This window comes from Paraburkholderia adhaesiva (assembly GCF_021390575.1).
GTDB classification, from domain to species: domain Bacteria; phylum Pseudomonadota; class Gammaproteobacteria; order Burkholderiales; family Burkholderiaceae; genus Paraburkholderia; species Paraburkholderia adhaesiva.
In genome coordinates this window covers 196,527-219,264 of sequence record NZ_JAJEJQ010000005.1, presented here as the reverse complement: position 1 = coordinate 219,264, position 22,738 = coordinate 196,527, and the positions used below count along the sequence as shown (strand labels likewise).

Here is a 22,738-nt window from a genome sequence, read left to right as displayed (position 1 = left end):
GCGTCGATCAGGCCGCTTCCTTCGCTTCCTCCTTGTGTTCGGCAGGAGCGCCGCCGGTTGCGGGACCGTACGCACGGATGGACTGCTCGACGTGCTGGTTGAGCGACCTGCCGGCTTTCGTGGCGTACGACGTCATGGCGACGAATGGCGCATCGATCAGCTTGAGCAGCCCACGCACCGTCTTGACCGCCCCGGCCTTGCCGTCCTCGGATCGCGCAGCCTGCTCGCAGGCCCTGAGCAACAGCTCCTTGGCCGACTCAGCCGTCCTGGCGAGTGACTGCTTCTGGCGGATCGCTTCTCCGAGCTTGATCACGTTGTCGCAGATGGTGCTTGCTGCGTCCCGGTTAAGCACAGGTACCGCCTCGCCCTTGAACTCGGCGGCCTGCTTGTTGAAGTTCAGCACGCCAGCGTTCGAGCCATCCAGGCTCGCCGTGACGATCATCACGATCGCCTTGCCGCCCGGCAATTCTGCCGAGCGACCAACCGCTGCACCTTCCGGCGCAGGAATGCCCTGGGAGGCCGCATCGTGCACGGGTTCAAGACCGAAATGCTCCGGCGAGAACTCTTTGGCAATTTCACCACCAGCCGCCTCGCCCAGAACCTTGTCGGGCCCGGCTGTCGCGATCTTCTGCACGATGCCGCCGTAGGCGCCGAACATCTTCTCCGTGACTTCCAGCAAACGCCCCGAGCCCGATGGATCGGCGGGCACCTTGCCACCCAGATGAAGTGCACCGGCAAGACCCGAATTCTTGATCTCGCGCTCCTTGGGCTCTCCCTCGATCTTGCCCGCTGACTCCTTGAGCGACTTCGCGCGGCTCACCATCGCTTCAACGTTGTCAAAGAGCTTCTTGACGAACCCCTTGATCCACTCGATCGCCTTCCTGATCGACGCGACGATGGTTTCCCAGATCTTTCTGACCTGCTCGCCCACTTCCTCCATGGCGATCTTTGTCGTCTCGCTGCGACGCGCGATCGAGCCAAACGACTCAAGCGCCGGCGTCACGCGCACGGTCCTCACGCCCAGGCGCCGATACATATGCTTCAGGCTGATGTCCAGCACACCGGCGCCTGCCTGGTCGATTCCGCCGGACTCAAGCGACACCTTCAGGTGCTCGCGCAGCGCCTCGAGCGCCTCCACGGTCTCGACGGCTTCATCGGTCAACGCATCATGCTGGTCCAGTTCCGCCTCGTCCTCGACGATCTCCGTGAGCCCTTCTTCCTGCGAGTTGGCGAGGTCTTCGACTTCCGCCGGCTGTTCTTCTTCCTGCAGAAGCTCCTCTTCCTCCATTGCTGCCACAAGACCGCGATGTGTAATGCGACGCATGCTAGAACTCCTCATTGCGCTTGGCAAATATAAAGGATTCCGGATTAATATCCGCGCAAGACGCAGCCGGTCCCGGATCACCCGGCACCCAAAGCGTCAGCCATACAATTTGAATCGGATGGGAAGGATTCAGAGGTTGCCGAACAGCAGGTGCAGGGTCCCGAGCAGATCCTCGATGCCGCCAGGCCGCGAGGTCCACTGCTGGATGACGTCGGCCAGAAGGACCGTCGTTGCGCCTGCCGTGACCGGCTGTGCCGATTGCATGTAGCTGAAGAACTCGCCAGCCACTTCACTGGATTCTGCGGCGTCGCCAAACTCACTGGCACCGACCGGACGTGTTCCGCCTTCTGAAGGCAGGAGGAAACTGGCCCATGCTTCCAGCGAGAGATTTCGCCGCCCATGCCGGATGAAGCGCAAGGTGTCATCCAGGAAGCGCTGGTGTGTGTCGCCAAATGACGGGCTTTCCGCCTGTGTGGCATACCAGTCCGAGAAACTCGCCGTGCCGAACGCATCCAGCGCCACGATCAGGATCTTTTCCCGGAATTCAAACGACATGGTTGCTGCAGCACGTTTGATGTATTGCGCGTACAGCATTTCCACGGCGGCATTGGCATCCGCTGTGATCTGCTGGGGCACCACAATGCCGGCGATCGGGGTCGTACGAATGCGCACATCGAAAGGGCGGGGCTTAACAACAAGACGTGGCGGCAGGATCTTCCCAAGGAACCCACGGGGATAGAGGCGGAAAGTACCGGGGGCAGCCGGGTTGCCATGGGAGCCGGGATGGATATCAGGCATACGACGTCTCCATCCGGGCGATCCTTGCATTCAGGCCCTGTACGCGGTTCTCCATGTATTCGATCTCATGCTCAAGCGCGGCGTCGGGCTTCTTCGCCAGCAGTTTTTCGAGCCTGAGTTTGCGCAGTTGAACGAGCTTGAGCTCATCCTTCGCTTCGTTGAACCGCTCGACCTGCCATTCGGCCTGCATTTTCCCGAAGCGATAGAACGGATTCATCTGGACCGGCACGAATCCAAACCTGAACGGATCGAGCTTGCTCTCACCAACCGCTTCCTTCAACGCTCCGAAATCAGCGTTCCGGATGACGATATCCGGAATCGCTTCGAAAGTTTCCTCGATCGACTTCACCGGCGCGGACACCGCATGGAACATGGTGCAGAATGAGACGAAATTCTCGCTGATCCACTTGACCTCGCCCGGTTGCAGCGCATGCATGAAAGTTTCGCCATCTTCCGCATACGGGATCGCTTCGACTACGAGCGCCATGTTCGCGAGCTTGCGCGCGAAGCGTGAAACAAACGCGACCGCCTCGATAAACTGCAGGACGCTTGCCTTCCGGAAGGTCAGAGCTTCAGCCGAGATCTCCTCGTTATACGTCTTTGTTACGAACATCTCGGCGAGCATCAGCGTCGCCTCCGATCCCTTCAGGCCAGCCTCAATCGTCTCGAACATGCTGCCCTTGGCAACCAGCTGGCCAAAGCTTGCCGCGAATCCCTGCATCTCTTCAGATTTCCACTTCCATTTGCCGAGCAGTTGGGTCGCCACCGTAAAAGCCGGCAGCGTGGACGTGACGAGTTCCACCCGCGTATTGCGGATATCGTCCAGCACAATATCCTTGCGCAGCCGCGGGAAGAGGGCGGTGATATAGGTGGTCAATTTCATGACGTTCACCTCAAAGGCGAGGCGCCGAAACCATGCTGTATGCGCGCAGGATCTCCGAGACATCCGGGCCACTCGAGCCTTTGCTGTAGCCCTTGATATCCTTGAAACCCAGATTGCTGACCTCGGGAATGCCGCGATGGTAGAACTCCACACGCGCCCATTCGCGATCAATCACGGCGACGATCATCAGCGAGGTACGCTCGAAGACCTTCTGGCGCACGTGGAAATCCGCGAAACGGCCGGCCAGCTCCTGCTCGAGCGTGGACACGGTACTGGAAGACATGACCACCATGTTCGACGCTGAGGCGACCGATGGATTGCCGTTGAATATTGCAGCGAAGGCATTCTTTCGCTCTTTCGCCACGATGTTCGCGTAGAGCCGGTCGCCGTCAGCCATCAGGTTCTTGCGGTGCGCATCCACCAGATCGCGGCAGAGAACCGTGTCCTTCCAGAACGCGAGGCGCCCGGAGCGCCATCCGTGATAGCGCTCCCGGGACGAGGTCTCCTCATCGCCTGGAGACAGAACACGAACGAGCTGATCCGTCGGAATTGTGTTGACGACCAGACGGATCGAGACCGGCACCGTCAACGTGCGGTCTTCGTGCTTGATCGTCACTTCAAAGATCTTGCCGACCGACAGGTTGACGTTCTCTTTCAGTGTTGTGAGGGCATCTTCCCCGAATGATGTCGTGATACGTCGGCGCTCAACCTGTTCCCGCTCGAGCCTCTGCATCTCGTTCTCGCGTTTCATCCGGCTGAACTGCTCATCATCTGCGTCAAGCGGCCTGGCACCGCGCTGACCTTTCGCACCGCCTCCTGTTTTCACCTGCGCCTCAAGCGCGATGCCCGTGCTCCAGCCATCACTCCACCCGGTTGGCAGCCTGTCACGGTAGGCCTCTTTGGCCGTCATCATGTGATGCACATGCGCAGCTGCAGCAGATGCACCTGCGACCACGTCAAGCGCGCCGAATTCGCGCTTCGGATTGAACGTGCCCAGCACCGATGCCACTTTCGCATTACCAATGGTCGAGTTCAGGGAAACGGCCTGCAGATAGTATCCCGCGAAGATGTTGCTCAACGACTGCATCACATCGGGCAACACGTCATCAAACAGCACGCCTGTGTCGACCAGCACCAACGGCTCCACACGTGCCGCCTGGGTGAACGAAACGAGAGAGTCGTGTCGGGCGCCCTGTTTTGCCATCAGATTGATGTTCTGGATTATCGCGTTAATGGCGCTCAAGCCAACCTGGCTCGCCGCGGCCGCGCTAACGGGATCAGCCATCGCCCATCCTCCTCATTCGGTCAAGCACGGGAACGCCCATGTCCGAGATCAACGCTACGGGCGCGCCCGGGCTGTCAACCAGCGCCGACGCGTCCTCGTCCTATGCGCAGCTCAGCCTCGACGATGTTTTCAGTCAGGCTGGCATTACCGCCGAGCAGGCAGTCGACACGCTGCTGCTGACCCTGCCGCAGGGCGCGCGAGGCATCAACGCCCTGCGCAACGCGTATTACGGGATCAACCACCGGCTCACGCCCCAGGCCATACCGATCAACAAGGACACCTTCGGCCTGACGTTCTTCACGCGCCCGCGCCTGAACCTGTCACCGGGCAATCTGCGGTCCGAACGGATCTTCAATCCGCTCACCAACACCAACCCCTACAGTGTTCAAAGGATTATTCGTTGCTATCTGGATCCGGACAGCAACCGCGACCCGGCGACTGGTATCAGCTCGCCCTTTGTCGACCCGTTGTCAGCGTTCATTCCGATCCTCACCAACATGCTGGTGTCGGCCGCGGGCTGGCCGGACATCACCGTGCCCTACACAACCTCGCATGAAGGCGTGTACAAGGAGGTGTTCTCCGTCGTCGATGGCATAACGGAGGTCTACTCGGCATACGACGTCACGCTGACCTTTCGAAACATGCAGGGCGATCCTGTCACGGCGCTGTTTTTCTACTGGTCGATGTATATGTCGCACGTCTTCCGGGGCACGCTCATGCCGTACCCGGAGATGATCGTCGACAACGAGATCGACTACCAGACGCGTATCTACCGGCTTGTGCTCGATGTCACGAAGACCAGGGTGCAGAAGATCGCCGCCTGCGGAGCGGCATTCCCGTACTCGCCCGCGAACGGGGCGGCCTTCAACTACGACAGCCAGAGCCCGATTAACCAGTCGCACGAACAGATCAGCATTCCGATGCATTGCGTCGGCGCGATCTATCAGGATCCGATCCTGCTCTATGCTTTCGACGCAACGGTCGCGCTCTTCAATCCCGCCATGGCGGATGGCTTGCGCACGGTCTCCTGCACGAAGGTCCCGATGGCCGCACTCCAGCTCTTTAACCATCAGGGATACCCGTGGATCAATCCGGACACCTGGGAGCTGGAATGGTGGGTGGACAACCAGCTCTACCAGCAGTTGATCAGCTGGCTCACGAAGCTGCAGAACCAGCTCGCCACGCCGCTCTTTCCCACCGGTCAGAACCAGACGGGTGACGCCAGCAACAATCCGGCGCCAGCCACCGTCACCGGCACGAACACGCTCGGCCAGCTCGATTTCGGCGCTGGGACCAGTGCGTGAATGTTGGAACCAGCGCGGCTGAGGAAGCGCGCAACAGTCCAGCGAGAAAGCGATGTCGAACAGTCTGTCGATCCAGTCGGTGCCGTCAGGCAGCCCCACCATCAACGACCTCATCCAGAACATCCTGCTGTACCAGTACAACCCGGCACTGATCGCCCAGGTGAATTTCAACTATCTGGCCGAAGTCACGAGCGGCCTCGTGAGCATTGTTGACCCGAGCAACCCGTATGTGCACGCGATCGAAGCCGGGGCCGTGAACGTTGCGGCCTTCCTGCAAAAGGTCGAAGCGCTCAATCGCCGGCAGTACCCGGTTGCCGCGCAACTCATGAGCGACCTGTACACCCACATGTCGGACGTCGACTACGTCAACCGGTTCGCGACACCCGCGCTGACCACCTGGTCGATGATCGTGGACGAGACCGAGCTGCTCGCGAAGCTGGTCCTCGATCCGGCAACGGGCCTGAAGAAGCTGGTGATCCCACGCAATACGTACTTTGTCGTGGGCACCGTGCAGTTCAGCCTGCAGTACCCGGTCGTGATCGAGCAGATGGCTCACGGCGGCCTCTCCATTACCTACGACACGACCATCGTGTCGCCGCTGCAGGCGCTGTCCTCGAACCTCGTGACATGGCAGTACCGGCAGGCAAAGGACAAGCTCTGGATCTACATGGAGTTCGAGCTCCAGCAGTTTGACATCATCTCGCGCACGGGACCCTGCACGCCGTCGAAGGCATTCCAGCTCACCATTCCGGTCAGCGACCAGTTTTATTATTGCCGGGTCTACGCGCAGGATCCGGTGACGAACCAGTGGATCGAAATTCAGGTTACCTATTCAACACAGATCTACGATCCCCTGACTCCCACGGCGGTGGTCACGCTCTCGACCAACACCCAGGCGGGTACCAACCAGGCCACGATCGCGATCCCGCAGATCTACACGAGTTCGGGCCTGCTGAACCAGAACATCCGCGTGGACCTGTATGAGACCAAGGGTCCGCTGAACATGAACCTGTCGAACTATGCGCCGACCGCGTTCAGTGCGACGTTCCTCGCAATCGACACGAACGAAAACACGATCTTCACGGCGCCCATGTCGACCTTCTCGGCGCTCATCGTCTACTCGGATCAGGTGGTGCTCGGAGGCACGAACGCGGTCGATTTCCGGACATTGCGGCAACAGGTCATCGATAACTCGGTCGGTCCGCAGTCGATCCCGATCACGCAGGCCCAGATCGACGATGTGCTTGGGGCACAGGGGTTCGGCGTGGTCAAGAACATCGACAACATCACGGACCGCGTTTTCCTCGCAACCGCTCCGATGTCTCAGCCTGCCGATGACGAGCTGATCACCGCGGCCACCAGCACGATCGAAACCGTCACGCTCTCGGTTGCCGATGCGGTCCAGAACAGCGCGGTGATCGACAACGGCACAAGTATCACCGTCACGCCCGCGGCGCTCTACCAGAACAGCAATGGCGTCATCTCGATGGTCAGCGACAGTATCGTCAACCAGCTGGGCGCCATGTCGCCTGGCAGCAAGGCCCTCGCCATCACAGGTGGCAAGTATCTCTACAGCCCGTTCTACTACGTACTCGATCTCACCGGCAACGAGGCCGCGTGGCGCCCGTACCGTCTTGACAGTCCTGCAGTCGTCACGAAACTGTGGGTAGGCGAGAACGACAGTACGGGGCTGCAGGTCAGCACCAATACATATACGCTCAGTTGCACCACATCAGGCTATCAGCTCGTGCTCGCCACGACTTCGAGCGCTGCGTATCAGGCAGTCGACGACAGCGAAGTGTTTTGCCAGCTTTCGTTCGTCCCGCCCGGTGAGACCTCGCGGGCGTATCTGCAGGGTGTGCTGACCGGGAAGACAAGCGCTGGTGAACGGCTTTTTACGTTTGATCTTTCGACGACCTTCAACGTCGATGCTGCCGGCGACCTGTCGCTCACGAAGTTCCTCATGTACACCACGACGCCGCGCCTCACCGCGGCGGCGCTGACAACGACGTTCGATGTCATCTACTCGACGAACTCGGCAATGCCACCCGGGTGGCAGAAGGCGACCGTGGACAGTGTGGTCGGCACATTTCTCGTACCGGAGGGCACGGTTGGTATTACCAACGAGCAGCTTGTGCTCGAGTTCGGGCAGTATCTCGACACCCTCTGGGCGCAGTGCCGCACTGTGGTCTCGACGCTTCAGTACCAGACGTACCAGACCAACATCCCGTATTACTATCAGGAGGATGTCTACCAGATCGATCCTGCGACTGGCAGCGCGATCACGATCGTCGACGGCGAGCCACAGTTCACGATCCTGCACTACAAGGGGGATCCAGTCCTGAACCCCGACGGCACCCCGAGCTACCAGTTCAGGGTAGGGGACGTCATCCTGATCAACGGCAATCCGGTCCCCGTCAATCCAAGGAGCGTCAGTCAGGAACTCGACATCATGATGATCGACGCGGTGTACCGTTTCGCCACGGATTCGGTGGCGCCCGCATATGTCGAACAGCTTCTGGACACGGTGGTGGGGTGGCTCACCGGTGAGTTTGAGACGTTCAATGACAACCTGCTCGAGAACACCTCGCTCTACTATTACCCGGTCGCGAACATGGGCAGTGTGCAGGTCTGGGGACCGGACGGCATCCTCTACAACATCGACGCAGCCCAGAGCTTCCAGATCACGTGCCTTGTGTCGCCCACGGTGTTTGCCAATGACAGCCTCAAGCAGCAGCTGCAGACCATCACCATCTCGACCATCGACACCCAGCTCAAGGGTGACGTGGTATCGATGTCGGCCATCACCACGGCGCTCAACGAGGTTTATGGCAACGACGTAATCAGTTTCGTGGCGTCGGGGCTCGGTGGACCGCTCAACCTGAACACGATCACGCTCGTGGACCGCTCGACGCAGCTTGGCATCGCCAAACAGCTGGTCGCCAATGCCGACGGCACATTGAGCGTGAAGGAAAACGTGATCGTCTCGTTCATTTCGTACAGTGCCCAGACTCGGTAACACATCCGCGGTAGAACGGGTCGGCACCTGTCCTGGGCAGAACCTTCCAGCACCCCATCAATGTCAATCATTGACAAATCTCTCCTGATCCCGGCCCGGCGGGTCAACGCCGCAAGACGCGCCGCGTTCTAGCCACAGGAGCTCGCGTGTTCAGGTGCATGCATCGGCAAGACGAGTCCCATGTCGCCGGCTGGCCAGATCCTCACCACGTCGAGGGAGCGTCTTCCGGACAACTGTCACCACAGGAAACAAGCAGATGAACAAGTATCTTGCCTCAGCCATTGCAGCAGCAACCCTGCTCGCGTCAGCCATGTCTCACGCGCAGGTACCGGCTGGCGCGCCAGCCGGTACGACGGGTCTCTGCAAGGACGGAACGTACTATTCGGGCGCATCGAAAAGCGGTGCCTGCTCGGGTCACAAGGGTGTCAAGACGTGGTACGGAACAGCATCGGCACCCGTGGCAGGGTCCGCGCCCGCTGCAGCCCACGTAGCCACTGCGAGCGCGCCGGTCGTGGCAGCGACCACACCGGTGAAAGCCGCCAGTGCGCCGGTCGTCGCAGCGACCGCGACAACAACGGCCGCGGGCGGCCCCGGCCAGGTCTGGGTGAACACCAGTACCAAGGTCTATCACTGCCAGGGTGACAAGTACTACGGCAAGACGAAGCAGGGCGCCTACATGTCAGAAGCGGACGCGAAGGCGAAAGGCTTCCACGGCGTTCAAGGGAAGGCCTGCCAGTAACAACTGACGCCGGCGCTTCGCGTGAGGCGCCGGCTTCATGACCCGGACACGCAAGCTTTGAGCCGCGCAGGGCAACAACCATGTTCAGACTCCATCCGCAGCGGCTCGACGAACTCAGGCAAGTCTTAAGCGGCATCTCCCTGCGTGGGCCAGGTGCTGCGATTGCCTTCATCAGCTTCGTCGGCGGAGCCGCGCTGTCCCTGCCATTGGCAATCCTGCTGGACAATAGTCGCTACTATGGTGCCAGCGAAATTGCCCTGTTCCTGCCTGTAGCGCTCGCGCTTGGAGTCGCAGTGGTACTGGGTGCGCGTGGCCGGCGAAAGATCATGATCGACGTTCTGGCAGCGCTGGTTGGCCTTTGCGTGCTAACCGGCATCGCGGTTGGAGCCAGCTCCCTGTTTGGTGGGTAATGATGCGCAGTCGTTTCTGACTACATCAAACAGGCGTACGAATTGTCGGCGTTCAAGGGCCTGCCCGTTGAACAGATGGCACCCAAAAGCTACGATGATTGCGTACCGATGTCCCTGAAGAAGTTACTGGATCGATCTTTTATGCAATCGAAGGAGTCCGTGTTCATCTCGAACGGCCGCAGCACGTACGGTCCCATTTGCCTCGTCATTGCGATCGGAATTGCGCTCGCTTGCGGTGTGCCGTCCGGGCTTGCAACCCGAATCAGTCACGATTACTGGCGACTGGCCGCGCCCGTTGCAATAGTTGCGGGCATTTTCGTCGCATGGCGGCTCCAGAAGGCCCTTGTCGGTAGCTGGTACAAGTCACGCTATGCAAGGGACGAGCGTCAGATGGAACCTCGCGAATCGTGGCTAACTGGATCAATCTGCGCGGCCATCCTTGTCTTCCTGGCAACGATGGATGTCGCCAACGCGATCAACCAGATGACGGGGGCCCCGTATGTTGCCACTTATCGCATAACCGACAAATACATCACCCGTGGCAAGCATACCTGTTACGGGTTGACCTTTGCCCAAATTGATGATCAAGAGGATCGGTTTAGCACGTGTGTGTCTCAGGCTGAGCAGGACGCGGCAACAACAGGTGAGATCGTCCAGGTGAACGGCCGGCGATCGAAATATGTCGATGAATTGCTCACCTATACGCAAAACCACTAGATATCAGGTGTGAATGCGCTGAAGCTTTGCCATGAGCGTCACCCATTCGGCGGGCACCTCGTTGTTTTCGTCGACGACATTCTCGACGATAAATCCCGCTACGTCCCTCGCCAGCCGTATCGCCATCTTCGCAGTCAAGCGGATCTCTGCGGCATACGACAGTACGCCATGCACCAGCACACCCAGGTCACTCACGTCCTTTCCAAGCTTGCCAATAGCGCTTATCAGCGCTGACCCGACCATCGCTCCCTCGCCATCATCCTTCCCGTGCGCGAACAGGTGAACAGCCGTCGTTTCAAGCTCGGCGATATGCGCTTCCATCGTCGTCATCAGCGGCATGAGCTTACGGAGCGACCGGATCGACTCACTGATGTTGATCCGACGTTCGATCCGCGAGAATGCCGTGTAGAGCTCCCCAACGTCCAGCTTTTTGCTCTCATGTTTAGCGCCGCTACCCGCTTTCAGGTCACGCAGAAGCACATTGAGTTCGTCCAGCGTACGCTCGTGCCCCTCGAACGAGACCGTCAACGGCTTTTCGAGGTCGGCCAGGTCGCCGGCTACCAGGTTCGCGTGAGCGAACAGATCCGGCTTTCTCAGGTCCTTCTCGACAATTGACTCCAGCAGGTTCACACGCTGCTTGAGAATGACGATCAATCCCTCGCAGAGCGCCCCAACTGTGCGCATCGCTTTCGAATACTCACCGTCACCCAGCAGGTCAAGATAAAGTTTCTCAACACCCGCCTGATCGCCGTAGAAGTAGTTCCTCGCACTGCCGTGCACGTAATCGAACACCTGCTCGAAGGACAGGCTCGCAGGACCACCTCCTTCGCGATTCCGGTACGTGCCTTTCCTGTAAGTCTTCATCACATCGATCATCTCTTCGGCCGTTTTCACCAGCAACGCGATACTTTTGTCTGTCTCGCTGGCCGCCTCATCGAGATTTTCCCCCTTGTCGCCGTCGGCTGACTTGCCTGTGACCCAGGCGATGAACTTTCCGATCATTCTTCTGAGCGCGGCGAGCGCGGATTTGATGGAAGCCCAGATTCCGCCGATGATGGATTCGTTCGCAATCGCAAGGCGCGTGCGCCCGGGGCGCAGCGAATAGAAGCTTACGGGCGCGCGGTCTCCGAACTCCGGCATGATGCGCAGACCCTCGATCGCGAGCGCCTGGCTCATGCCTTGCTGACTGACGATCTCGGCGCGCAGCACGAGCAGGTCTTCAATGCGCGCTTCCATTGAGGAGATCGCCTGGGCTTCTTCCTCCAGTTCAGGAGGCGCACCCGTGCCGATCGTCTCCACGATCTGGGGTACGACGTCGAGGTCCGTGTCGTAGTCGTCGTCGATACCGGCATTCAGGCTCTGATTAAACATGATCCGCCCCCAGCTGCGCTTGCTGCATCTGCTGGATCAGTGCGAGCGCCTGACCGGCGAGCGCAAAGATCGCCACCAGATGCTGGTTGTTGAAGCAGCAGCTATCCTTGTCGACGTAGGTGGGCACACCGATCAGGTTGTCGTAGAAGCCGGCGGCGGGCACAACCATGGCGAACGCCTCCACGTGCGCCGCGTGGTAGCGTAGCATCCAGAATTCACGGGCAGCCGCAAGGGCGAGTCGCACATCGAACACCACCTCCTCATTGAACTCGCCGATATATCGCTGGACTTCGGACAGCACAGTAAAGTTGTAGTGAGTACCCGGCGCCTCGACCGCGGCGGAGGGAAGGGACACGACACGTGAGACCGCGAGCGCAACCGCCGTCGCAACGATGCGGCTACGGTGCTCCAGTTCCTTGATCTGCGTGTTCGTTGCGGTGAGAAATGAGACGAATTCTGCGTTCATGATGGGACCGTAGTCAGAGACCGGTTTGCCGCAGTGCCGCGGCCTTCACAAAGAGATCGTTGTTCGCAATGCTTTCGAGCTCGCGCTGTAGCTTGTCCTGTGAGATCCGCTGTCGCCGTGACGGAGAAAGGAAGTCGGCCATGTAGCTAAAGAGCTGCCGGCGATCGCTCACTGTTGCAAGAATCTCGTCGATCGCCTCAATGTCCTCCGCATAGCTGGTCTGGAGTTCCTTGCTGAGCGCCTGATTCTTCATCCCCTCGACAAGCTGCTCGCGGATCCGACCGAAACGTGTCCTGACCGAACCGTAGACCTCGTTCTCAGCGCCCGTCGAATCAGCAGTGCAACTGGCCATCAGCATTGACCAGGTCCCGCCGAGCGTCAGCGGCAGTGCGAGCAGCAGAATGATTTTCATCAACTCTGCCTGCAACCACGAGAGGCGATTGCGGTAGGCAATATGGCCCGCAGCCCTGTTGAGCTTGTCGAGCCCGGTCACCAGTGCCCTGCCTGCGCCAAGGCGCACGGCGAACTGGTCCGCAATCGCTTCAAAGCTGTTCATGTCAAACAGCGGCATGCCAAGCTCTGACTGGAGTTCACGGGCGATGTTCGACACGACCACGATTTCGATGACCTTCCTGTCGGCTGATTTCGCCAGCATCTCCACATCCAGATCCTGAAGCTGGGCAACCGATTTCACTTTGGCAAGCACGGCTTCGCGGTCCTTGATGCTGGCCGACTGATCCAGCTTCTTCGACAGGCCCGCCAGAATCTGGTTGGTCGTCAACGTGTGGCTGATGAGTTCGAAATACGCAAAGCCGTGTCCGATTTCGTGAAGGACAATCGCTGCGATCTCTTCGGCGAGCAGCTTTTTCTGGAAGATTTGCGGTGGCACCACCAGCACCGATTGCAGCTCGCTGAATACGCCTGAGACGCGCGCATTCCTGCGGTCTACGCGGCCTATGGGCCGGGTCTCGCTTTGCGCAATCAGTTTATCCGCGTCCATATTGGTCAACACGTGTTGGCGGTAGAAGTCACCCCATCTGTTTAGCAGTACGTGGTTCTTCGTGATGGCCGGGGGAATAATCGCTGGGCCATCATTTCCCCAGGCAACCTTCACATTCATGCCCGTGTAGTGCGCGATCACCGCGGGCATCTGCATCGCGGCGTCATGGTCCGCAATCGCGTTCTGGTCGACACTTTCAAGCTCCCGAAACAATGCACTCAGTTCCCGAAAGAATGTATCGCTCTGAAACTCGACGTCCTCACAGGCGACGTGCGAGAGCTGCTTTTTAAGCCACATGGCACACATCCTTTGTACGTGGAAAAGGGCAGGAAAGTAAGGTGAGCACGATCGTCGTTTTGTGGCTCACGAAGGTCTGACAGGACGGCGCGTACACGCACTTTGGACTTCTCGCAGCGGAGGCTCAGTGAGTTATCTTTCACATCGGCTGCTATGGTGCTCTGAGTCGTACAAGGGCATGCTGGACGGTCTGGGAGCCTGGCCATTTGTCGCATACAGCCTTCGCCGGCTCACCGGACGTTATCTGGGGGCGGCCATTCAGGTTGTGCGCTCTTCAGACGCCGCCGCGAAGGACATCCCGTTCACCCAGAAAGGTGATCTGGACACGGCAACCCTGCTGAACTTTGCAGGCTCTGGCGATGCGGCTGTCAGCTTGTGGTACGACCAGTCGGGTAATGGCTATCACGCATCGGCGGCAGCCGGGGCACAGCCTTATGTCGTGCAGAGTGGGGCGCTTGTCACGGTCAACATGCAGCCGGCTGTCATCGCGAATTCAAATACTGCAGGTCAAACGCTGACTTCGTCATTCCCTGCGATCGCTCCGGCGCTGCATCCGTTCACGATCAACGCGGTATTCAACTGTTCAATCTCACAACCATCCGGAGTTGTCGAACCGTTTCTAAGCGCACCAGCGACACCGTCGACAGCCGGCACCATCATGGTCGGTGTGGAAACCGCCTACACCGCGTCCTCGCGGATAATTTTCGGGGAGGCCTATAACTCTTCAATAACTGTAAGCAGCGCCGCCCCTGCGTCATCAACGAATTTCAACAGTGTGAACGCGTTTCTCGTGGGGCAGCCATTGACTCTCTGGTTGAATGGGGTTGAGGCGACAAATAACAGGGCACCCAGCTACGCCTCAATCAATGGCCTCTCACTAGGCGTTCCGGCGCTCTCACCAAGTGGAACATTCGGCACGATCATGACCTCCTCACTTGCCGAAGTGATTATGCTGCCGCCCGGTTACGAAGCCGTCCTGTATCAAAACCAGCAGACCTACTGGAACACCCCGTGAAGACGCGATCCAGTGCTCAGGCGGTTCTTTCGCTCCGCTCAGGAGTCGCTTGCCGAATTTAACCAGTCGCTCCCATCGTGTGCTCGCAGCCAGGAAGCCACCTGACATCTCATAGTGATGCCCTGGCCGCTATCTAAGCTGACGCGCTGCTCCGCTGATCCAGCGATCGATGTGACACGGGGGTACCCATGTCAGGGACGGCCAGCAGCAAACCGGTTGCCTGGGAATGCCGGTTTGCGGTGTATTGCCCGCCACCCAGGGGCGAACGCGATGACTACCACCTCGTCAAGGAAATTGCACACTACCCGGATGGCTCCACGAAGCCGCATGTCCGGCTCATCAGGAACTTCTCTTTTCCATTCTGGGTTACGAAGTCCGCATTCCGAAACCATAAGGAAAAAAAAGAGTGGGAGCTGCTCGAGCGACTCACCCGCTTCGAGAGCACACGCGCGAACCAGAACCTGGCGATCGCGAAGGCGCTGGGCACGCCCGGGGTGCGCGATCCGCACATCCTCAAACGCTCCCCGTACCTCTACGGCGCCGACCTGCTGTCGACCTCCGTCATCCGCAAGACGTACATGGAACGGTTTCCCGCCGTCAACACCCCTTACGGCGTGGCGGCGTTCGATGTTGAGACGGATGCCATTCATGGTACGGGCGAGATCATCATGGCCACGCTCTCGTATCGCGACTGCGCCATCACGGCCATCAGAAAGTCCTTCGTTACCGCCCAGAACGAGCAAGGGAACGTCGAACACGAACTTCGCGGCAAGCTGGATCACTACATTGGCGACGTCTGCACCGGGCGTCATGTGCGTTGGGAGATCGTACTGGTCGACAGCGCCGCGGAGATCGTCCTCGCGTGCTTCCGGAAAGCGCATGAATGGAAGCCGGATTTCATCGCGATCTGGAACATCAACTTCGACATGCCGAAGATGCTCGAATGTCTGGAGCACGCCGGCCTCGATCCCAAGGACGTGTTCAGCGATCCGGCTGTGCCTGAAGCCTGGCGACACTTCAGATACAAGGTCGGCAGCAACCGGAAGGTAACCGCTTCTGGGAAAGTCAGCCCGATCCCGCCCCATGCGCAGTGGCATACGGTCTTCTGTCCTGCCAGCTTCTACTTCATCGACGCCATGTGCGTCTACTGGCATCTGCGTTCGCAAAAGGGCAAGGACCCCTCGTATGCGCTCGACGCGATACTCAGAAAGACGTTCGGTGACCGGATCAGAAAGCTACGGTTTGAAGCGGCGCGACATCTCGCCGGCATTTCATGGCATCGGTTCATGCAGCAGCATTACCCACTCGAATACGTGATCTATAACGTGTTCGACTGCATCTCGATGGAACTGCTCGACGAGGAGACCCGGGACCTGCAGCTAACACTCCCGGGCTTTGCTGGATGGTCTGACTTCTGCAACTTTAACTCGCAGCCACGACGCCTCGTTGACCGGCTGCATTACTTCTGCCTGGAGGAGAAGGGACGAGTCATCGGCACCACGTCGGATTCAATGCACACGGAACTCGACGCCTACGTCGTCAGCCCTTCGGGTTGGATCGTGACCCTGCCGGCTCATCTCGTGGCCGACAATGGCCTGTGTCTGATCGAAGAAGCGCCGAAGCTTCGTACCTCGATTCGTGCTCATGCTGCCGACCTTGATGCGCTCAGTTCCTATCCCACTGGCGAAGAGACGTTCAACATTAGCAAGGAAACCACCTCACGCGAACTCAACACGATCACGGGGGTAAGCGAGCACACCCGCCGCATGCAGGGCATCAACCTCTCCGGAGGCGCCACCAACGCCGTCGAGGTAGCGTGTGGACTGTATGGGTTGCCATCGCTTGATCAATGGCTCGACGCGTTCGCTCGCGCAAAGGGATTGAAGTTCGACATCCCGGCTTACTCGCTGGTCACGAAGTGCGATGCCCCGGATGTCTGGTACAGCGGAGAGGACGTCGGCGATGACGAAGAGCCCGATGAGGACTTCGAGCGTGAGGATGATGAATAGGAAATGGACGAGCCGAAACAAAAAGAGGCGCCAACGGCAGATGCAGCTGGCGCGTCTCCCTGATATCGCCTTAAATCATTTCGGATAATCGAATAGGGGAACAGCATCTTCAGCATCAGCGGCTATTCAGGGCCCTGTCCTGGTCAGGGCCGTGTAGGCGTCCTTCAGCTTCTGTGGATAGTTGTTCATGGTAACCGCAGCCTGTCCGTTGTACTGCAAGGCGAAGTGCAGCCAGTCTTTGGCTTTCAGGTAGCGCAGCATCGCGCCACCGTTCATGTTGGTGACGAACCGTACGAACGCGTCGAGCTGGTGAGACTCGCTCATCTGCATGGCGTTGACGTAATCGCTCACACTCGTGTAGCCGAGCTCCGTGAAGTAATAGCCCATGATCTGGAAGAGACCCCACGAGCACGCCCTGCAGGCAACGTTGGGATCGACGCCGCAGCCCTTGATGATCTGCTGGGCCTGTGAAAGACGCGTCCACTCGGCCGCCCCACCGAGATAGGCACCGGCGCTGGTATTGATGAGCGTCGGATACTGGCTCACAAGCTGGCTGAGTTTCGCGGCGGGAAGCAGCGGGACGAGCTGCTTGTAAAGCTGCGCGCGCTCGAAGAGGATGATGCACTGACCGTTGTCGAGAAAGCCAGCGCCTTTGGCTTCCACCTGACACACCGCCTGAACGGTAGCGACATCTACACCGAGCTTCTGGGCAGCCTGCTGGAAAGAGGTGGGCCCAAGATACTTCAATGCCATGAATGGCCCGAGGATCGCCTGGGTTGCCGAGTCGTAGATGCCTGAAACCGGCACGCCGATCTGGGACTGGTATTTCTGGAGCGCGGAAATGGAGAGTGGCCCGAACTGACCATCGATCTTCAGACTCGCACCGGTTTTCTCGTTCAGCGCGCGCTGGATCTGCTGGGCCTGCGTAGAGGATGTACCTGAGGGAAGGGCGGGCATGGTCGGATTCTCCTCATCGGCGGATTGAACCCTCGCCCATGACCTGAAGAAGCCGGACAGGCGAGGGGATTCACAGGATGAGTGCGCCCGTATTACGAGGAACTGCTTACTAACTCATTTACCAACTTATTTGCCAAAATATGCAGCAAGGCGCGTACGCCCTTTTTCCGTCAGGCCGTATTGCAGCAGGCGTTCGAAGTCGACCTGGCGCAACGCCGTCTGGCGAGTCTTCGGATCAGCGAGTGTCTTGAGCAGCGTGATGATCTTCTCGAAGCCACGTCGCTGGTTCTTCGACAGGGCCACCTGATCCCAGTAGCGGAACAGATGCGTTTCACGAAATGCTGCGTCACGTTCGCGGTGCAGGATGCCGAGAATCGTCGTGAGCACCGACTTGAAATCCGCATCGAGTGTATTGATGGAAGCAAAGATCGCGTTGCACAGGCTCACCTGCTGGCGCATGCCGTCGGCCTGCGTGATCAGGCGGCCTGGTTTCATCTTTTGCGCGTAGTCCGTGATCGTGTTGATGATCATCTGGCCAGCAATCGTGACTTCCATCGTCACGTCCTTCTGGTTGCCTTCCTGCTCTTGCCCTCCCTGTTGGCCCTGTGGCTGCTGCTCTCGAGGGCCGCTAGTGGGAGCCGGGCTAGCCGGACGTGCAGCCGCTCTTCGAGGTGGCGGCACGGGTAGATTGTTAGTTGCGTTCGATCCTTCACCGGCCGGCGCGGGCGGCGTTTTGTCCGGCGGTTCATTCGTGCCAGCGCTCTGGCTGGCCGCTTCATTGCCTGACTGGTTAGCGTTGCCGTCCTGCTTCCCAACCTCCTTCGCGCGCGCAGATGTATTGGCGCCCGGGTTTGCTCCTTTCGCTTCCTTAGGTTCGTCACTCATCTGCGGCTCCCGCGTCAAAAGTTGACAGGCCTGAGCGCGTTACAGCACTCAGATGATTGATTGCCGGTAGTCCATTCTTGCCGTTTCAGGAATCTTGCCGCCCATATTTCGGACGCTCGCACAACCCGGCGCGTCCGAAATCACTTTGCGACCTGTGCGACGCTTCTGCTCGTTAGCAACCAGCTAGGCGTTTGAGGATTTCTCCCTTCAGTCGGGGTATGATCTCTTCTTCGCAAGGGGGCAAGGATGCAACTTTTTGACGATATTATTTCGCTGCTGAGTGATGAGAAGAGCTCTTTAGCGAGCGCGCTATTGAAGACGAAGGTGCTAATGCATCTGATAGGTCACAAGGACATTGATGGTTGGCTCAATAGCGAACTGAATGGGTATCCGAGCAACGGTGCCGTTCCCGAGTATCGAATTGTCAGCGCACAGCTCACCGGCACTGTCGAGAACATGGCTCGGAGATATACCAACGTCACGCTGGCGACCCTCCATCTCCCCGATGAGTTCCGTGAGAGATTCTGTAAAGCACATCTCGGACATTCCGTTGCGGAGCTACAGGAATTTGCTACGGCGAAGGAGGGAAGCGTGGGATCTGCAGTCCCTCCTGAGTTTTATGGCATCTTGGGGCAGGTGTATGACAATGCATACGTAACCAGCGCCAGAAGCCTTATCGGCTCAACGCAAATCGCAGGCGTTCTCGTCGAAATTCGCTCGCGCCTACTTGAATTCGTTTTAAATTTGCAGGATAAAATTGGCGACGTACCGGAGGCAGAATTGAAGAAGGCAGCAGCGGGAGTGAATACGCAGGGTCTATTTTCATCGGCAATTTTCGGATCCAACACCACCATCATCGTCGGAAATCAGAACACTACGACGGTCACAAATACGATCAATGAAGGCAACATCGCACAGTTGGAGGAGGTGTTGCGCGAGGCGGGGGTGCCTGCAGACGACCTAGTGACACTCAATCGAGCTATTTCTGACGATGGAGATGCTCCGAAGCAGACGAAATCATTCGGTCCGAAGGTCGCCCACTGGATAGGCAACATGATGCAAAAGGCGGCAAGCGGTGGATGGCAAATCGGTGTAGCTGCAGCAGGCAACTTGCTGTCCGGCGCGATATCGAACTACTACGGGCTTGGGTCAAACTGATTGCCTATGCGTACTAGCAACAGTCTCCGGTAGACCCCTAGTGAACTAACTGATGCGCCCCGCTAGGTGATGGCCTTGCTGTAATCCATCTTGGCCGTCTCTAGCACCTTCCCGTGCATAGCCCCAAGCGAAAGACCCATAAACGTAGACCCATAATCTGAGATTGCAACGGATAACGCCGTGGGATTGAGCGAGAGGCGGGTGCCTGCGCACACCGAGCAGTAGTCGGTTTTCGCCAGCGTGCAGAACATCGGACTGCGCAGCATGATCTTCTTCCCGAGATACTTGCGCGCCGCTTCCTCGCTGTCGATCTTCTCGTGACCGCCGGAGGTCACGACCGATGAGCCAGGCAGCTTGTAGATATTGTCCTCGTCGACCGTCATTTCCAACCCGAGGCGGGCGCCGCAGTCTTCCTGCGTGACACCCAGGTTCGCCGAAACACGCAACAGCCACTTCACGAGTTCGCCGCCCAGTGCCGTTTCGGCGCCGCGCTTGTACGAGCCGGCCCGCAAGGTATCGTTCATGGCCGGGAACTTGCTGATGTCCCACCCCTCGGCGAGAGATGTCTTCACGAGATCGGCGCGAGTGAGATCGCCAAATCCTGCTTCCATGCCCATCATCGAAAAGAGACGCGTGCGCACCACATCCCAGGACTTCTTCGTGATGAGGAAGTTGGCACCCTCGTCGCCCTTCAGATATTCCTTGTCGTACTTCACCAGCTCCTTCATGATTCCCGCGACGACAGCGGGATCGTCCAGGTGATCCCGGTTCTGCTCAAGTAGCCGGTTGCGCAGTTCGAGAATGCCAGGGGCCGCCTGCATGGTCTTGCGTGTCACGGCCGGCACGCATAGCTGGGTAAAGGCCGTGAGCTGGAACATCGCGTTGGAGAATTTCACGTATTCGCTGGTGTAGAGCGGTGCTTCGAGACCTTTTGCCGCTGGACCTGTTACCCGTGCAGGCCTTTTAGCGTCACTATCGGCGCTGGCTTCGGGTTCGTCTATCGTGCGCTTCAGCACGTGCTCCTCGAGTTGCGCGGCACTCACTCGTCCGAGCTGGAACTCGACGCGGTCTCCGAACGGATAGACGAGCACCAGGAAATTGAACAGCGTGTTTCCGTAGGTCGTTCGCACATCGCGATGGAGATTCGGTACCTCTGCCACCTTCAGGTCGATGGGTTCGCGAAAGGTAAAGGGTGGCTCGCCGGCTTTGGCATCGTCAATGGCCGTCAGTTCGCGGTTCCTGTCAGTGCCTTTTTCCGGATCGACAAAGAAATGTGCAGCGGGTGTCTGCACAATTCGCCATGGATACGGGTCCGCCTTCCACGCTTCCGGATTCTCGCGTGTCTGGCTGAACGCCGAAATGACCCACGCGCGGCGGCGATACTCCTCAGCCGCCATCGCCTTCAGGAAGAAAGTTCGTTTGTCCATCGCCGGGCGTTTCCGTTTGCAGTTGCGTCCTGATGGCCGTGGTCAACCGGATCTCACATTTCAGAAGCAGATCGTTTGCCGCGACCGTCACTTTCGTAGTGAGCTCGAGGTCATGAAGCAGCGTATCGATGTGTGCGCTGATCATGCCGCGTGGGTTCCCGTTGCCGTCGCTGGAGATCAGCGCCATGGCGACGAGATTGGCAGCGATCACGTCGGGGGGCAGCGTTTCGAGCTCCGGACCGATCATGTTCACGTAGAGGGTGAACGGATAGCCTACATCCAGCCCATCGGCGAAGAAGCGCTCGAGCAGGACCGGCGGACTGTTCGTGAATTCCCTGAAGCGTTTCCACGCCTGAACGTATTGGGTCTTGTCCGGCCGGTCGCCCTCGGGCGTCTGGTCTTCGACCATCGCGATCGCTACCTCGACAATACGCTGGATGGTGGGCTGGTCTACGCCGTGAAGATCAACCAGCAATTCCTCCGCTGACGCGCCGGTGGTTAGGCCTAGCACTTCAGCCAGCAGTTCTTCGGGATGCGACTGGAGCTCGCAGTGCTGCAAGATAGCGTGAGGATCGTGAAAGCTCTCGATGGCCTTGAGGCCCCTGAGCAGTACTGTCAGTTGAGTGACACGCGCGTCATCGGAAACGGTGATGCCAAGTGCCTTGAGCAATCCCACCTGCAGATCACGTGTGGCGTCGTACACATCCTGCACGGTTTGTCCGCGATCGACCACGTCGTCCATCATCAGGATCTGCACAAAAATATCCGGATAGTCCTCGACGCCAAAGTCATCGAGAACTGCATGGGCTTCGTCGATGCCTTGCATGAACTCGGGCGACGACGCCTGCGCAAGGTAGTCCCGCAGGATGTCAATCATCTGGAGTCCTTACGTTAAAAAATATCCTTCGGTTCCATGCTTTGGTGATCCATTCAGCGACATTTCCGCGAACGAATGGCTCGGGGTCGCATTTCTCATTTCCCTCAAATGATGAATCGCGAAGCAAAGAAATCAGGTTTTGTGGAGTAGCCGAGAAATGACGGAAAAAACGAAGTCGCGACGCAAGCGCAATGCACACAGGCAGGTGCACTCGAACAGCCAGTCAGGCTATCGGCCGGTCTTCCGGGAAGCGCCGATTGCGCAGGCGGCCCCCCTGGCCGTCGCCGACCACGCGCAGGGGCAATGGGACGTGCTCAATGACATGTATCTGAAGATGCGTGCGTTGATGGATCACTGGGTCAAGCGCGCTGCGCCCGTCCTCACCGACCCCGTGCTCCTCGCGCAACTCGACGACAAGGTGGACTACTGCGCGCTGCTTGTCCAGTTCAGGTGCGACATGGAACAGCTCGCCCGCGAGCTCGTCGGCCTGCATGAAGCGCACGCCGGCAAGACAGGGGGCACGGAGGACCCCGACGAGAACCTCTTCGCAGCGATGCTCTTCGAACAGTACGTGATGTGGCAGCTCCGGCATGACCAGACGCTGATCCCCATCGTCAATCACCTGCTCGAATACACGCATGAAGCAGAACTCACCCTTGCAGGGGCACGGCCCGGCACATTGGCCACTCAAGCCAGCTTCGTCGAAGTCGCCACCAATGCAGTCGCGTCTGACCAGGACGAATCAGCCAGCGATGTGCAGGTCGTGGAAGCCGAGGTGCCCCGTCCGGAAAAGTAGC

General features: G+C 58.8%; 20 protein-coding genes. 9 read left to right on the top strand and 11 right to left on the bottom strand.

The genetic code is table 11. The features are described 5' to 3' along the window. Nucleotides 1-7: 7 nt before the first annotated feature. The 4 genes from L0U80_RS31155 to L0U80_RS31140 form a co-directional block, all read right to left on the bottom strand. Entirely contained in the window at nucleotides 8-1,324 is a 1,317-nt protein-coding gene (locus tag L0U80_RS31155; RefSeq protein WP_233875187.1) for a hypothetical protein, read from the bottom strand. Nucleotides 1,325-1,453: 129 nt separating this feature from the next. Continuing rightward, on the bottom strand, nucleotides 1,454-2,122 hold the full coding sequence (locus tag L0U80_RS31150; RefSeq protein WP_233875182.1) for a hypothetical protein: 669 nt from the start codon (nucleotides 2,120-2,122) through the stop codon (nucleotides 1,454-1,456). Next, the gene (locus tag L0U80_RS31145) at nucleotides 2,115-3,005 is read right to left on the bottom strand and encodes a hypothetical protein (RefSeq protein ID WP_233875180.1); all 891 of its coding nucleotides are present in this window, start codon (nucleotides 3,003-3,005) and stop codon (nucleotides 2,115-2,117) included. Before L0U80_RS31145 ends, L0U80_RS31150 begins: the two co-directional genes overlap by 8 nt. 10 nt (nucleotides 3,006-3,015) lie before the next feature. Next, complete coding sequence (locus tag L0U80_RS31140; RefSeq protein ID WP_233875177.1) at nucleotides 3,016-4,248, bottom strand: hypothetical protein; 1,233 nt, start codon at nucleotides 4,246-4,248, stop codon at nucleotides 3,016-3,018. An 80-nt stretch (nucleotides 4,249-4,328) separates the two neighbouring features. Here L0U80_RS31140 and L0U80_RS31135 point away from each other — a divergent pair, with 80 nt between their 5' ends. The 5 genes from L0U80_RS31135 (at nucleotide 4,329) to L0U80_RS31115 (ending at nucleotide 10,479) form a co-directional block, all read left to right on the top strand. Next, nucleotides 4,329-5,594, top strand: coding sequence for a hypothetical protein (locus L0U80_RS31135; RefSeq protein ID WP_233875174.1), 1,266 nt, complete (start codon nucleotides 4,329-4,331; stop codon nucleotides 5,592-5,594). A gap of 52 nt (nucleotides 5,595-5,646) precedes the next feature. Beyond that, on the top strand, nucleotides 5,647-8,613 hold the full coding sequence (locus L0U80_RS31130; protein ID WP_233875173.1) for a hypothetical protein: 2,967 nt from the start codon (nucleotides 5,647-5,649) through the stop codon (nucleotides 8,611-8,613). 256 nt (nucleotides 8,614-8,869) lie between these two features. Beyond that, on the top strand, nucleotides 8,870-9,352 hold the full coding sequence (locus tag L0U80_RS31125; RefSeq protein ID WP_233875171.1) for a DUF3761 domain-containing protein: 483 nt from the start codon (nucleotides 8,870-8,872) through the stop codon (nucleotides 9,350-9,352). Between the two features lie 80 nt (nucleotides 9,353-9,432). Then, entirely contained in the window at nucleotides 9,433-9,762 is a 330-nt protein-coding gene (locus L0U80_RS31120) for a hypothetical protein (protein ID WP_233875168.1), read from the top strand. Nucleotides 9,763-9,804: 42 nt separating this feature from the next. Further along, nucleotides 9,805-10,479 carry a hypothetical protein gene (locus L0U80_RS31115; RefSeq protein WP_233875165.1) on the top strand — a complete coding sequence of 225 codons (675 nt, stop codon included), beginning with the start codon at nucleotides 9,805-9,807 and terminating at the stop codon, nucleotides 10,477-10,479. A gap of 3 nt (nucleotides 10,480-10,482) precedes the next feature. Here the strand turns inward: L0U80_RS31115 and L0U80_RS31110 are convergent, their stop codons facing one another. From L0U80_RS31110 to L0U80_RS31100, 3 genes are all read right to left on the bottom strand, one after another. Next, nucleotides 10,483-11,778 (bottom strand): hypothetical protein, encoded by a 1,296-nt coding sequence (locus tag L0U80_RS31110; protein ID WP_233875162.1) that lies wholly within the window; start codon nucleotides 11,776-11,778, stop codon nucleotides 10,483-10,485. A 64-nt stretch (nucleotides 11,779-11,842) separates the two neighbouring features. Next, entirely contained in the window at nucleotides 11,843-12,316 is a 474-nt protein-coding gene (locus L0U80_RS31105) for a hypothetical protein (RefSeq protein ID WP_233875159.1), read from the bottom strand. Nucleotides 12,317-12,329: 13 nt separating this feature from the next. After that, complete coding sequence (locus tag L0U80_RS31100) at nucleotides 12,330-13,613, bottom strand: hypothetical protein (RefSeq protein ID WP_233875157.1); 1,284 nt, start codon at nucleotides 13,611-13,613, stop codon at nucleotides 12,330-12,332. A gap of 127 nt (nucleotides 13,614-13,740) precedes the next feature. Between L0U80_RS31100 and L0U80_RS31095 the strand changes: the two genes are divergently transcribed. Together L0U80_RS31095 and L0U80_RS31090 are read left to right on the top strand one after the other, a co-directional pair. Then, a complete protein-coding gene (locus L0U80_RS31095) occupies nucleotides 13,741-14,628 on the top strand; it encodes an arabinofuranosidase catalytic domain-containing protein (protein WP_233875154.1) in 888 nt (295 codons plus the stop codon). 188 nt (nucleotides 14,629-14,816) lie between these two features. After that, the gene (locus tag L0U80_RS31090; RefSeq protein WP_233875149.1) at nucleotides 14,817-16,637 is read left to right on the top strand and encodes a hypothetical protein; all 1,821 of its coding nucleotides are present in this window, start codon (nucleotides 14,817-14,819) and stop codon (nucleotides 16,635-16,637) included. A gap of 126 nt (nucleotides 16,638-16,763) precedes the next feature. Here the strand turns inward: L0U80_RS31090 and L0U80_RS31085 are convergent, their stop codons facing one another. Further along, complete coding sequence (locus tag L0U80_RS31085; RefSeq protein WP_233875146.1) at nucleotides 16,764-17,594, bottom strand: N-acetylmuramidase domain-containing protein; 831 nt, start codon at nucleotides 17,592-17,594, stop codon at nucleotides 16,764-16,766. A gap of 126 nt (nucleotides 17,595-17,720) precedes the next feature. Next, nucleotides 17,721-18,479, bottom strand: coding sequence for a hypothetical protein (locus tag L0U80_RS31080; protein WP_233875144.1), 759 nt, complete (start codon nucleotides 18,477-18,479; stop codon nucleotides 17,721-17,723). Nucleotides 18,480-18,725: 246 nt separating this feature from the next. On the opposite strand from L0U80_RS31080, the gene L0U80_RS31075 reads away from it, so the two are divergent. Then, a complete protein-coding gene (locus L0U80_RS31075; protein ID WP_233875141.1) occupies nucleotides 18,726-19,637 on the top strand; it encodes an AbiTii domain-containing protein in 912 nt (303 codons plus the stop codon). A gap of 62 nt (nucleotides 19,638-19,699) precedes the next feature. On the opposite strand, the gene L0U80_RS31070 is transcribed toward L0U80_RS31075, so the two are convergent. Both L0U80_RS31070 and L0U80_RS31065 read right to left on the bottom strand, forming a co-directional pair. Further along, nucleotides 19,700-21,064, bottom strand: coding sequence for a hypothetical protein (locus L0U80_RS31070; protein ID WP_233875139.1), 1,365 nt, complete (start codon nucleotides 21,062-21,064; stop codon nucleotides 19,700-19,702). Further along, complete coding sequence (locus tag L0U80_RS31065; protein ID WP_233875137.1) at nucleotides 21,024-21,890, bottom strand: hypothetical protein; 867 nt, start codon at nucleotides 21,888-21,890, stop codon at nucleotides 21,024-21,026. The genes L0U80_RS31070 and L0U80_RS31065 overlap by 41 nt, the downstream gene beginning before the upstream one ends. Nucleotides 21,891-22,098: 208 nt before the next feature. On the opposite strand from L0U80_RS31065, the gene L0U80_RS31060 reads away from it, so the two are divergent. Beyond that, nucleotides 22,099-22,737 carry a hypothetical protein gene (locus L0U80_RS31060; RefSeq protein ID WP_233875135.1) on the top strand — a complete coding sequence of 213 codons (639 nt, stop codon included), beginning with the start codon at nucleotides 22,099-22,101 and terminating at the stop codon, nucleotides 22,735-22,737. Nucleotide 22,738: the final 1 nt, after the last annotated feature.

Coding starts and splice junctions, on each gene's coding strand:
- L0U80_RS31155 (WP_233875187.1), bottom strand. CDS start 1,324: ATGCGTCGCATTACACATCGCGGTCTTGTGGCAGCAATGGAGGAAGAG.
- L0U80_RS31150 (WP_233875182.1), bottom strand. CDS start 2,122: ATGCCTGATATCCATCCCGGCTCCCATGGCAACCCGGCTGCCCCCGGT.
- L0U80_RS31145 (WP_233875180.1), bottom strand. CDS start 3,005: ATGAAATTGACCACCTATATCACCGCCCTCTTCCCGCGGCTGCGCAAG.
- L0U80_RS31135 (WP_233875174.1), top strand. CDS start 4,329: ATGTCCGAGATCAACGCTACGGGCGCGCCCGGGCTGTCAACCAGCGCC.
- L0U80_RS31130 (WP_233875173.1), top strand. CDS start 5,647: ATGTCGAACAGTCTGTCGATCCAGTCGGTGCCGTCAGGCAGCCCCACC.
- L0U80_RS31125 (WP_233875171.1), top strand. CDS start 8,870: ATGAACAAGTATCTTGCCTCAGCCATTGCAGCAGCAACCCTGCTCGCG.
- L0U80_RS31120 (WP_233875168.1), top strand. CDS start 9,433: ATGTTCAGACTCCATCCGCAGCGGCTCGACGAACTCAGGCAAGTCTTA.
- L0U80_RS31105 (WP_233875159.1), bottom strand. CDS start 12,316: ATGAACGCAGAATTCGTCTCATTTCTCACCGCAACGAACACGCAGATC.
- L0U80_RS31100 (WP_233875157.1), bottom strand. CDS start 13,613: ATGTGGCTTAAAAAGCAGCTCTCGCACGTCGCCTGTGAGGACGTCGAG.
- L0U80_RS31090 (WP_233875149.1), top strand. CDS start 14,817: ATGTCAGGGACGGCCAGCAGCAAACCGGTTGCCTGGGAATGCCGGTTT.
- L0U80_RS31085 (WP_233875146.1), bottom strand. CDS start 17,594: ATGCCCGCCCTTCCCTCAGGTACATCCTCTACGCAGGCCCAGCAGATC.
- L0U80_RS31080 (WP_233875144.1), bottom strand. CDS start 18,479: ATGAGTGACGAACCTAAGGAAGCGAAAGGAGCAAACCCGGGCGCCAAT.
- L0U80_RS31075 (WP_233875141.1), top strand. CDS start 18,726: ATGCAACTTTTTGACGATATTATTTCGCTGCTGAGTGATGAGAAGAGC.
- L0U80_RS31070 (WP_233875139.1), bottom strand. CDS start 21,064: ATGGACAAACGAACTTTCTTCCTGAAGGCGATGGCGGCTGAGGAGTAT.
- L0U80_RS31065 (WP_233875137.1), bottom strand. CDS start 21,890: ATGCAAGGCATCGACGAAGCCCATGCAGTTCTCGATGACTTTGGCGTC.
- L0U80_RS31060 (WP_233875135.1), top strand. CDS start 22,099: ATGACGGAAAAAACGAAGTCGCGACGCAAGCGCAATGCACACAGGCAG.